General features: G+C 56.3%; 4 protein-coding genes. 1 reads left to right on the forward strand and 3 read right to left on the reverse strand.

Annotation, left to right across the window (positions count from 1 at the left end; all coding sequences use genetic code 11):
- Window positions 1–128: 128 nt before the first annotated feature.
- Window positions 129–8,612 (reverse strand): GH36-type glycosyl hydrolase domain-containing protein, encoded by an 8,484-nt coding sequence (locus M2418_RS21640; RefSeq protein ID WP_259149023.1) that lies wholly within the window; start codon window positions 8,610–8,612, stop codon window positions 129–131.
- Window positions 8,613–9,234: 622 nt separating this feature from the next.
- Here M2418_RS21640 and M2418_RS21645 point away from each other — a divergent pair.
- Window positions 9,235–10,413: a M20 aminoacylase family protein gene (locus tag M2418_RS21645; protein WP_259149024.1), complete on the forward strand. Its 1,179-nt coding sequence runs from the start codon at window positions 9,235–9,237 to the stop codon at window positions 10,411–10,413.
- A 76-nt stretch (window positions 10,414–10,489) separates the two neighbouring features.
- Here M2418_RS21645 and M2418_RS21650 read toward each other — a convergent pair whose 3' ends face one another.
- The gene (locus M2418_RS21650) at window positions 10,490–10,633 is read right to left on the reverse strand and encodes a hypothetical protein (RefSeq protein WP_192490505.1); all 144 of its coding nucleotides are present in this window, start codon (window positions 10,631–10,633) and stop codon (window positions 10,490–10,492) included.
- Window positions 10,634–10,860: 227 nt separating this feature from the next.
- On the reverse strand, window positions 10,861–11,835 hold the full coding sequence (locus M2418_RS21655; RefSeq protein ID WP_259149025.1) for a threonine/serine dehydratase: 975 nt from the start codon (window positions 11,833–11,835) through the stop codon (window positions 10,861–10,863).
- Window positions 11,836–11,920 lie beyond the last annotated feature (85 nt).

An 11,920-nucleotide genomic window follows, 5' to 3' on the forward strand; every position in this document is an offset into this window, starting at 1 on the left:
CTGGTATTGAGCGCCCCTCATTTGAAATACGCAGACTGCAGACAAAAAAGAACCGCCACCCTTGCAGGTGGCGGTTATCGTCTGAGGTTCGTCCTCATCCCGAACCGGTGTCGGTTCGGGGAGGAGACTTAGCCGAGCTTGATTGTACGCTTTGCGGCGTCCAGTGGCTTGCCATCCACCGAGACAGTCACAGTATCGCCGGAGCGCTTAACCGTGATTTTGCGGACCTTGCCATCGACGTTGATGTCGGCAGAGAAGCCATCCCATTCCTGCGGAATAGCAGGATTGATGTGAAGCTCGCCATTTTCACGTTTCAGGCCGAGAATGCTCTCGACGGCTGCGCGGTAGAGCCAACCGGCAGAGCCAGTGTACCAGCTCCAGCCACCACGACCGGCAAGAGCGCCTTCGCCGTACACGTCAGCTGCTACGACATAAGGCTCAACGCGATAGTGTTCCGCCGAGGTGGCATCGGTCGCATGGTTGACCGGATTCAGCAGCGAGAAGCATTTCCATGCATCCTGCGTGCGACCAAGTTTGGCCAGCGCCATCACAACCCAGGTGGCTGCGTGGGTATACTGGCCACCATTCTCACGCACACCGGCCGGATAGGCCTTGATATAACCGGGATCCTGATCGGTTTTGGAAAGCGGTGGTGTGAACAGGCGAATGATGCCTTTTTCACTATCCACCAGCTGCTCAAGCACGGCATTCATGGCTTGCTGCGAACGGGCATCTTCACCTTCACCGGACAGAACACTCCAGCTCTGTCCAAGAGAATCGATACGGCATTCGTCGCTTTCAGAGGAGCCGAGTGGCGTACCGTCGTCGTAATATCCACGACGGTAGTAGCTACCGTCCCAACCGGCTGTTTCGAGTGCTGAACGCAGTCGATCGCGATGGGTTTTCCACGCTTTGGCGCGTTTATGGTCGCCGCGCTGTTCGGCAACACCGATGAAGTCACGCAACGTACCGGCCAGGAACCAGCCAAGCCACACGCTGGTGCCGCGTCCGCTGGTGCCAACACGGTTCATGCCATCGTTCCAGTCGCCGCCCAAAATGAGTGGCAGACCGTTTTCGCCGGTGCGGGCAATTGCCAGATCAAGCGCCAGCGCCGCGTGTTCATAGAGGCTTACCGTTTCGCTCGAAACTTCAGGCTCAAAGAATGCGTCGTGCTGACCCGGCAGAAGCTGCTGGCCTTTCAGGAACGGGATCTGTTCCTCAAGGATAGCGGTGTCGCCCGTTGCCGCCAGATACTGATTGATGGCGAAGCCAAGCCAGACAACGTCGTCCGAGATCAGTGTCCGTACACCCGCGCCGCTGTTTGGCAGCCACCAGTGTTGAACGTCGCCTTCCGCGAACTGGCGGCCAGCTGCACGAATGATCTGGCCTCTGGCCAGTTCCGGCTGCTGGATGAGGAAGGCAAGTGTATCCTGCAGCTGGTCACGGAAACCAAATGCGCCGCTCGACTGGTAAAAGGCGGTGCGTGCCATCAGACGGCAAGACAGGGCCTGATAGGGCAGCCAGCGATTGACCATGTGGTTAAACGCCTTGTCTGGCGTTTCAACCTGCAGGCGGCCGGTAAAGTCATTCCAGAAATCGCGGTTTGCTTTGACGGTTGCGTCAAAATCCGTCGCGCGAATATCTTTTACCAGTGCCTTGGCAGCGTCAGCACTGTCGGCGTCGCCAAGATAGAACAGGACACTCTTTTCTTCGCCCGGCGCCAGTGTCAGATCCTGGCTCAGTGCTGCGCACGGATCACCATCCTGCTCAATGCTGCCGGAAAGGTTTGCACCTGCTGCGGCACTCTTTGGTTTGACAACACTGCCATGGCGACCGATGAACTCGCGTCTGCTGGTCGAGTAGCCGGCTTTGCTGCTGTCTGACGCAAAGACGGCGAAGTTGCCGCTATAGTCAATGCTGTAGGCATTGGTTGCCAGCAGTGCACCGGTTTCTTCGTCATGCGAACTGAGGATGAACGGTGCGGTTTTCTGGCGATTATTGCCAAGCACCCATTCAACATAACCATAGGTCCGCAGGCGGCGAGTTTCGCCGCCGGTGTTCTTGATGGTCAAGCGTGACAGCTTGACCGGATGCTTGCGGTCTACCGTTTGCGTCAGGCCAAGCGCCAGACCATTGTCTTCAACCGTGAAGCTTGAAACGCCAAAGCCGTGGCGGGCTTCAAAGACAAGCTCCTGATTGCGTGACAGCGTGGCGAGCGGGCTGTGCAGTTTGCTACTGTCCAGATCAGTCACATAAAATGCCTCGCCCGGACGGTTGCTGACCGGATCATTCGACCATGGTGTCAGCTGATAGTCGCGCGAATTGCGGCTCCAGCTAAATCCTGCGCCTTCCGCTGAAATGTGGAAACCGAAGTTTTCATTGGAGATCACATTGATCCACGGCTGCGGCGTCGACTGACCGCCGCGCAGACGCACGATGTATTCGTCACCAACCTTGTTGAAGCCGCCAAAGCCGTTCCAGAAATCCAGATCGCCCTTGTCGTCCACGGCTTGGGCTGCCGGGAACTGCTCGGCGGGCAGTGGAACAATGCTGTCGCTGCCATCCGGTGTGCGGTGCGCTGCAAATAGCGACACTGCACGGTTGACCTGATCGACAATCTTGCCATTGCGGGCGTGCAGGACGACGCGCGACGCAGCCAGCAAGGCTGCCCATGTTTCCTCATCCGTCAAATCCTTGCGGACGGAGAAGACATGCGGTTTGCCGCCATCCGCCGGGTTGATACGGCGCTGTCCTTCGGAAATGACATCCAGCGCGTGCTGCATGTCCTGCGCGTAAGAGGTGGCGCGTTCATTAACGATTACCAGATCGAACAGCACACCGCGCGAACGTAGATATTCATGGGCACTGAGCGCCTCACGCGCAATTTCCATGTCCATGTCGTCATTGATGCGCAGGCTGAAGATCGGATAATCGCCCGAAATGGACAATGGCCAGAGCTTGCGTTGTGATGCGAGCGTGTTTTGGACAGTCGCCGCATCGATGCGCATGTGCATGTCTGGATAGACCAGATAACGGCCGAGATGCTGGAAAGCGGCAGCCTGCTGCGAGGTAACGCCAACGTGGCGCATCTGCACCTGGGTTCTTGTCCACGCATGAACAAGCTCGTGGGCAAACGCATCCGGGTGACGGTAGCGGTCAATCGCCTTATCGACTTCTTCGCGGCTTGGTCCAGCAATCGTCCAGAAGATGATGCTGACTTTCTTGCCGGCCGGAACGCGGACAACACGGCGCAGAGACAGGATTGGATCGAGCGTAACGCCGTCCGAACCTGAAAGGCTTGCGCCGGAATCAAAGGCTGCTGCTTCCGCAAGCGTGCGGCCGCGGCCGATGAAGCGTCTGCGATCGGTTTCGAATTCTGTCGGACGCGATGTACCGGTGGTGTCGGCTGTCAAGTGCGCGATAACGGTGCCCGGTTCATTCGGGGTGCGTTTATTTCGCCATGCCCGAATGACGTCGCCACGACGGCCGATTTCGGTTTGCAGGAACATGCGTGAGAAGACAGGGTGTGCGTTGTCATCGTCTTCTGCACCAATGACCGGCTCCATATAGGACGTCACTTCGATGTAACGGTCTTCCGAACCAACGTTCAGCAATGTTACACGGCGCCCTTCGGCATCATGCTCGGTGGCGACAATGCACTCGACGGTGCTGGTCAGGTCGCCTGTAGTCTTGTGGAACTCGGCCTTGTCATCGCTGAACACGACCTTGGTCTTTTCACCCTCGGCTACTCTTGGTTCCGTGGTGGCGCTCCACCATTCGCCTGTCGTCGTGTCGCGTAGGAAGATGAAGGTGCCCCAACGGTCTTCGGTCGGATCGGCTTTCCAGCGGGATATGCCAAGGCCGTTCCAGCGGGAGTAACCCGAACCGGTGGCGGTCAGCATGGTCGAATAGTGACCGTTGGACAGGAACACGACTTCGCGGTCCTTGATGGCCGGGTCTGTCACGGTGCGCACTTCCGAGCGCAGGAGATCTGCCTGTTCCTTGCCGGGTGTTTCCGGCTCGTATTTGGCGCTCATGACAGGGATTTCGCGCGGTGCCTTTTCCTGCAACAGCAGTTCCGCGGCTTCGATAACCGGATCGGAATGGAAAAGTTCACGCAGACGGCCGTCAAACACCACGTTGGCAATGGCTGCAATCGACATGCCGTGGTGGTGGGCATAGTAGTTGTAAACCACGGCGCAGGTCTTGCCATCTGGCACGCGGGTTGGCGTAAAGTCCACGGCGTCGTGGAAACCATATTGGCCAAGTGCGCCGAGTTTACGCAGCTTCTCGAGGTTTTCGAGCGCTGCTTCCGGATTGTACTGGCTCGCGAGGATCGACGCATAAGGTGCGATCACCGCGTTCTGGCCAAGACCACGTTTGAGGCCGAGGCTCGGCACACCAAAGTTGGTGTACTGGTAGTTCATCTGGTGGTCGCGGGCGTTAAAGGCCGCTTCAGAAATGCCCCATGGCGTGCCGAGGCGGCGACCGTGGTTCATCTGTTCAACAACCACCAGATTGTTGGTCTGGTTGAGAATGCCACCCTGACGCTCCTGCATGACCAGTGGCGGCATCAGGTATTCGAACATGGAACCCGACCAAGATACCAGCGCGCCCTGCGCACCAACCGGCACGACCTGACGGCCAAGACGGTACCAGTGTTCGGTTGGCAGGTCGCCCTTGGCAATGGCGAAGAGGCTGGTCAGGCGGCATTCGGACGCCAGAAGGTCGTAGCAGGCTTCGTCCAATTCCTTGCTATCTGCGCGGTAACCAATCGAAAGAAGACGACGATCCTTGCGATAAAGGAAGGTAAAGTCCATCGAGAAGGCGAGGGAGCGCGCGCGGTCACGCAGAGCAGCCAGTCGCTGACGTACCGGTTCAATATTGGTCAGGTCGAAGGCGCTGTCAGAGATATGTGCTTCACAGACATTGACCAGAAGTGCCGCCCAATGGGTGACTTCGGCGCTCTGTGTGGAATCGACCTCGTGATCAAGGTTGAAAGCGAGTTTCTGGATGTCACGTGCCAGCACAGCAAGATTGATGACGCGGATCGATGCAAACTCGTGTTCGCGCTTGACCGATGCCAGAGCATTGGCAAAGCCGGTGATGCGCTCTTCGAGACGGCGGTGCAGCGGTCGCAAGTTCTTGCGATCGTCTGGCAGGGACTTGAGGCATTCCTGAAGAATACCAGCGACGTCGCCAATACCATCGAGGTTGCCCTGAAGGTGAGCGGATGGCGCTTCGCACCATTCACGGCACGCAGACGACACTGCAATCAGATGGCCCGCAAGGTTGCCGCTGTCCACCGCCGAAATATAATGCGGGCCAAGAGGCGCCAGCGTATCGGTGTGGTACCAGTTAAGCAGGTGGCCGCGGTATTTCTCCATGCTTTCGACCGTGGTGATGGTTTTTTCCATCCGGTCGATGGTGTCTGCAAAGCTGATCCAACCGAAATGACGGGCCGAAATCACCGAGAGCAGATAAACGCCGATATTGGTCGGAGACGTCCTCTCGGCAATCAACGGCTGCGGAGTTTCCTGAAAGTTGTCCGGCGGCAGGTGGTTTTGTTCAGGGGTGACAAACTCTTCGTAATAACGCCATGTCCGACGCGCGATCTTACGCAGTTCGTCAGAGACGTGATCGGCCACAAATAGACGGTCTTCGGTTTCAGCCGACTGGCTGACATACCAGGCGACGACTGGAGACAATACCCACAGCACAGCAAATGGAATGCCGACGAGGAAAGCATTGTCGCCCGGCAGGGCTGCAAACAACAGACCCAAAAGCGCGATAACCGGTGCATGCCACATGGTGCGGTAATAGTCGGCAATACTGCCCTGCGCGCTGGATTGCACGCTTGCCGCCGTTTTCCATTCCAGCATCAGCTTGTGGCTAACGAACAGGCGGTAGAGCGAGCGACCAATCGCGTCGGTCATCATGCAGGCGGAATCAGCAATAAACACGATACGCAGCGCAACCTGCGCATTGGTGGCGCGGATTTCAGACCAAAGCGTATGGAAATGCGCACGCGGAATGATGTCGGTGCTTGGCGGCACAATACCCGAAAGAATGGAAAGGGTCGGAGCCACAAACAGCGAGAAGATCAGCAGGATCTGCCAGATCAGCGCGCCGAGCGGGTCCATGAAGTACCAGCCGAGAACAGATGCGAAGAACCAAGCGATTGGCGTCAGCGAGCGACGCAGGTTGTCGATCATCTTCCAGCGGCCAATGGCTGTCACACCACGCTTGGCTTCGAGAATGTAAGGCAGCAGCTGCCAGTCGCCACGTGCCCAGCGATGCTGGCGCGATACTTCCACTTCGTAACGGGTCGGGAAATCTTCGACCAGCTCAACGTCGGTAATCAGGGCGCAGCGCGCAAACGAACCTTCGAGAAGGTCGTGGCTGAGAACGGCGTTTTCATCCACCTGACCTTTAAGGGCGGTTTCAAACGCGTCAATGTCGTAAAGGCCCTTGCCGGTAAAGGTGCCTTCGGCGGTCAAGTCCTGATAGACGTCCGACACGGTAAAGACGTAAGGGTCGATACCACGGTTGATCGAATAGACGCGCTGGAACACCGAAGCGTCTTTGCCGGTGGTCAGGGATGGCGTCACGCGCGGTTGCAGAAGGCCGTAACCGTAGATGACACGTCCGGTTTCTGGATCGTGAATCGGGCGGTTGATCGGGTGGTGCATCTTTCCGACAAGCTTGGTAACTGCCTCACGCATCAGGCGTGTGTCGGCATCAAGCGTCATGACGTAACGGACATCGAGCGGTACATTTTCGAGACCTGCGATAAAGCTGGTGTCCTTGTCGCCGCGCAGAAGCAGATTCAGTTCGTGCAGTTTCCCGCGCTTGCGCTCCCAACCCATCCATACGCCTTCGGACGGATTGTAGAGACGACGGCGGTGGAAAATGTGGAAACGCTGGCCGTCACTGTATGGGTAACGCGTATTGAGACGCGCTATTTCCTTGCGGGCATAATCCAGAACTTCTTGGTCGCCGGCCATTTCCTCGGTCTTAGCGTCACGCCAGTCGCTGATCAGCGCAAAGGAAATCGCGCCATGCGGGTTGGCGAGGTAATGGACTTCGAGGTTACGCACGAGTTCATCGACGCTATCGCGGTTGGTAATCAGACAGGGAACCGCAACAAGCGTACGGGCATCCTGCGGAATGCCTTCCTTGAACTCGTATCCGACAAGTCGGAATGGCTTGACGAACAGCGTGACCAACGTGTTGAACAGTCCCGTTGCACCTTCGGATGCTGGCAGAGAAAACATCAGCAGGAATGCAAGAATGACGTACCATTCCATGCCGGCGCGACCCAGCAGCCAACCGGCCACGGTCATGGCAAGCACTGTCAGCAGAACAACTGGAACCGCAACTGCCATCCAATGGAATTTGCGCACCGAACGAACGACATGCTGGGCAATCAGCGGGCGATAGCCAATGGCTTCCTCCAACTCCTTGCGGCGGCGTCCAACCAGGAATGTGCCGACGTTAGGAACATGCGGATGGTGTTCATTGGCCTGTTCCGCTGCGGTGACCATGTCGACCGCCAGCTGCGCGACTTCTACTTCTGTCTTGCCGGAGCGGCGCGCCAGTAGCTCGATCGTGTTGCGGTAGGTGTTGCGCGAACCGAAATCCAGAACGCTGTAATCCGTGTGCTCACGCAGCACCTTGTCGATATGGCTGACCTCTTCAAACCATACAGACCATTCGGTATCGTCGATTTCACGCAGGCTCTTGACGATGTTGCCCATCGTCACGTTGCCAGAGGCGAGGCGGTTATGCTCCGCCATCATCACTTCTTCGGCGTCTGTACCGGCGCTGATCAGGCGCTCTTCCAGCCAGGAAACGGCGAAACCTGAGCTCTGCGAACCGTTGCGCAGGCGATACAGGAACTGGGTCGCGAAGGTGCGATCTTCAGCGAAACTGTCGATGCGTTTTAGAACCTCGACGGATGCTTCCGGGTCATTCAGGCGAATGATCTCGTCGGCAACCTCATTGGCCTTCTGGCGCATACGACGCGAGCGGTCGACGCGAAACGCGATGCGGCGCAGGTTTTCGATAAGCACAAAACGCAGGATGGACGGAAGTGCCCACAGCTCGCCGATCTGCAGGGTATTTGTGGTCTGGTAACCTTCAACCAGTGCCGTCAGGCTTTCACGGGAAACCGTGCTGTGCGTGTGGGCAACATAAAGCCATGCCAGCGCCATGACGCGTGGAATAGTGACATCACCGATCTGCATGGTTGGAAGCTGGCGATAGAAGCGTCGCGGGAAATCGCGCCGAACTTCCTGAATGGCTTCCTCGATGACGTAGTGATTGTCCAACAGCCATTCGGCGGCTGGCGTGATCGTTGCGCCATTCTCCACATCGGCCGCTGTTGCGCGATAGACGCGTAAAATCTCCTTTTCATTCTCCCGGTGGCGGGCGAAGAAATCGAAGCTCATGAACCCAGGGAGGTCACTTGCACCGTCCCGCGACAGAGAGGCGCCATATGCATTCAGCTCCTCCATAGCAAGATAGTCAGAGCGGATCGAATCGTTGTGATCGATCTGCTTGCTCTCGGCTTCACGGGCGGCGGCTTTCGGCGTGATATGGAAGGACATCGGCTCGTAATTCTGTGTGATGAAAGATTTAATTGTTTACCCGCTTCGCAACACCAAAAAGGACTTTCGGCGTTGCTTGGGCAGGCCAGTCTACAGTCTGAACGAAAATATGGATTATTTGTTCAGCCAGTCATTAATTCACTACAACTCTGCTTTCCCATGATAGTGGCATTTTTGGGTCGCAGTGTCGGAAATCGTTGAATATCAGTCGTTTGAGGCAAGCGCATTCTTCAGGACAAACTGCCCCAGCAATCGCGTGCGATCTGGCGAACTCCCCCCAAGCCAACATGGTTTTCCGGTTTTACCTTCGTGATCATCATTTCACTCGTAAGGGCATTTAACCGCCTGTAGCAAAAGACCAAACCGGACCATTTACAGTTCCATGCCACCTGTTGCGTTTGGATGCAAGAGTTGAATCATTTCAATGGCATTGGCCCCTTTGCATGACAAAACATAGTCGGGGCCGCAAAGTCATTTTTGCCCCGCTGCTTTGGTGATATTCACGGACCATGTGGAGGCCTTACAAGCCTGTCCGGATGCTGCTAAAGCTTCATCCTTCAGTGTGTCGGATCTCGATTGTCCAAGCACATGTTCGTAAGACTGAATAAACCGGAAGCAGATCATGACGCGCCAATTCTTCGTTTCGCAAAAATTTGCAAACCACATGCCCGACGTGGTTGCCACGCGACAGCATTTGCACCGGTTTCCTGAAATCGGGCTTTCGGAATTCAAGACCTCGGATTTTGTCGCGGAACAGCTGGTGGCTCTGGGCTATGAGGTAACGCGCGGTCTGGCCGGTACAGGTGTTGTCGCCACTCTTCGCAATGGCAGTTCCACGCGTTCTGTCGGTATTCGGGCGGATATTGACGCGCTGCCGATTCACGAGGAAACCGGTGCCGAGTATAAGAGCGAGCATCCCGGTGTGATGCATGCCTGCGGACACGATGGTCATACGGCAATGTTGTTGGGCGCGGCCAAGATCATTGCCGAGCGCCGCAATTTCGACGGCGTAGTGCACCTGATTTTCCAGCCCGCCGAGGAAAATTTCGGCGGGGCCCGTATCATGATTGAGGACGGCCTGTTCGAAAAATTCCCCTGTGATGCGGTATTTGGCCTGCACAATGATCCCGGCCAACCTTTTGGCAATTTTATCCTGCGTGAAGGACCGCTGCTGGCGGCTGTCGATGAATGCACCATCACCGTAAAGGGTTATGGAGGGCATGGAGCCGAGCCCCAGGATGCTTCAGATCCGATCGTGGCGGGTGCAAGCATCATCATGGCGTTGCAGACCATCGTGTCGCGCAACATTCATCCGCAGCTGCCGGCCGTCGTGACGGTTGGGGCGTTCCATGCCGGTGTTGCCAGCAACGTCATTCCCGAGACATCGCAGATGTCGCTGACCATTCGTTCCTTCGATCCTGGTGTACGTGATGAGCTGGAAAAGCGCATTCGACTGATCGCAGAAGGACAGGCCGCAAGCTACGGCATGAGTGTCGATATCGACTATCAGCGTGGTTATAACGCCACCATCAATCACAAGGTTGAAACGGATTATATTTTTGATCTGGCTCGGCGTTTTGCCGGCGATGACAATGTAGCCGAGATGCCGCGCCCCTCCATGGGGGCTGAGGATTTTGCCTATATGCTGGAAAAGCGACCGGGTGCATATTTCTTCCTGGGCAGTGCACGCACTGAAAACGATCCGCCGCTTCACCACCCGAAATATGACTTCAATGATGACATCCTGCCAATTGGCACCGCGTTCTGGGCAGAACTTGTCGAGGATTACCTCAAGGCGTGAAGCGATTTTGCGGACAATAAAAAGGCCAGTTTAACAACCGGCCTTTTTTATATGGGAGGATTTTTTTAAAAAACTATTAGGCGAACAGTCCGCAGACCACAGCTGCGACAAACAGGAAGCTTGCGCCGACAAGTGCACTGTTGAGCGTGGTGCTCCAAGTGCTACGGGGTGTAGACGATGTCGAAAAAGTTTTGACTTTCTCTGCCTTCATATAGGTCATCGCGGTTTCCTCCATTGTGGCTTTGCCGACTGTTAACAAAGATTAATCTTATCTCTACCAATTGTGTAGAGATAAATTTTCAACCATGCGGCCCCTTCGGAAAAATACTGATGTTTTTGGCCTTGATCGAGCAAAGCCTGTCCTCGTCTCCGTCTAAAGAACGCCGCTTGGCCCAGTCGGTTCCGTCGCTGGCTCATTTGGCATAAAGTTTAAGGCTGCCCGATCCATCAGGCGTACCGGGAGAGTGCGTCGCGCATGACGTCCGGCTCGACATTGCCGCCTGACGCGACAACAATAACTTCGTCACCAGAAAGTGCATTGCCGCGAAAAAGTGCGGCGGCAAGTGCCACGGAACCACCGGGCTCCAGCACGATTTTGAGACGTGTGAATGCCAAGACCATGGCTTGCAAAGCTTCTTCTTCAGTAACCACGATTCCCTCACCACACAGGGCTTTCAGGATTGGAAAGGTGATGTTGCCCGGTTGCGGTGTGATGATGGCATCGCAGAGTGAACCGGCCAATCTGCCATTTCTTTCGATCTGACCGCTTTTCAAAGAGCGGGTCGTGTCATCGAAGTCTTCGGGTTCGCAGGGGCGGGCGGTCAGGCCCGGCGCCTTGGCCTCCAATGCAAGTGCAATGCCGGAGGTCAGGCCACCGCCACCGCAAGGGATCAGGACGTCAGCTTTTTGAATGCCCAGTTCTGCCGCCTGTTCTGCGATTTCCAGACCAACGGTGCCTTGGCCCGCAATGACCTGAGGTTCATCGAAGGGTTTGATCAACGTCAGTTGGCGCTCACTGGCCAGACGGGCGCCAAGCGCATCACGATCATCCTTGGCACGGTCAAACAGTACCACTTCTGCGCCAAATGCTCTGGTATTGTTTCTTTTTATCTTCGGAGCATCTGCCGGCATGATGATGACGGAGGGTACACCATGCAGCGCTGCGGCATGAGCAACACCCTGCGCGTGATTACCAGAGGAAAAGGCAATAACGCCGCGGCTTCGAACATCCGGATCCAATGCTGAAACGGCGGACCATCCTCCGCGGAATTTGAAAGAGCCGGTTCGCTGCAAACATTCCGCCTTCACAAGGATTTTTCGCCCGGCAATCTCATCTAGAAAGGGTGAGGAGAGCAATGGTGTGCGGCGCGCCTGATCTCCAATACGCTGACGTGCGGCTTCAATCATTGCAATACTGGTCATGCGAGAGATCCTTTCAGGCGGGGATGGGGTACGGGGTAGGTCGGCAAAACCATAAGACGGTTTTGCGGCCAGTCAAACCGCAAAA

Origin of the sequence: Rhizobium sp. BIGb0125 (genome assembly GCF_024810055.1) — a bacterium.
GTDB lineage: Bacteria > Pseudomonadota > Alphaproteobacteria > Rhizobiales > Rhizobiaceae > Agrobacterium.

Bases quoted from the DNA above. Each gene is read 5' to 3' on its own strand.
- M2418_RS21645 (WP_259149024.1), top strand. From the start codon at position 9,235: ATGACGCGCCAATTCTTCGTTTCGCAAAAATTTGCAAACCACATGCCC.
- M2418_RS21655 (WP_259149025.1), bottom strand. From the start codon at position 11,835: ATGACCAGTATTGCAATGATTGAAGCCGCACGTCAGCGTATTGGAGAT.
- M2418_RS21650 (WP_192490505.1), bottom strand. From the start codon at position 10,633: ATGACCTATATGAAGGCAGAGAAAGTCAAAACTTTTTCGACATCGTCT.
- M2418_RS21640 (WP_259149023.1), bottom strand. From the start codon at position 8,612: ATGTCCTTCCATATCACGCCGAAAGCCGCCGCCCGTGAAGCCGAGAGC.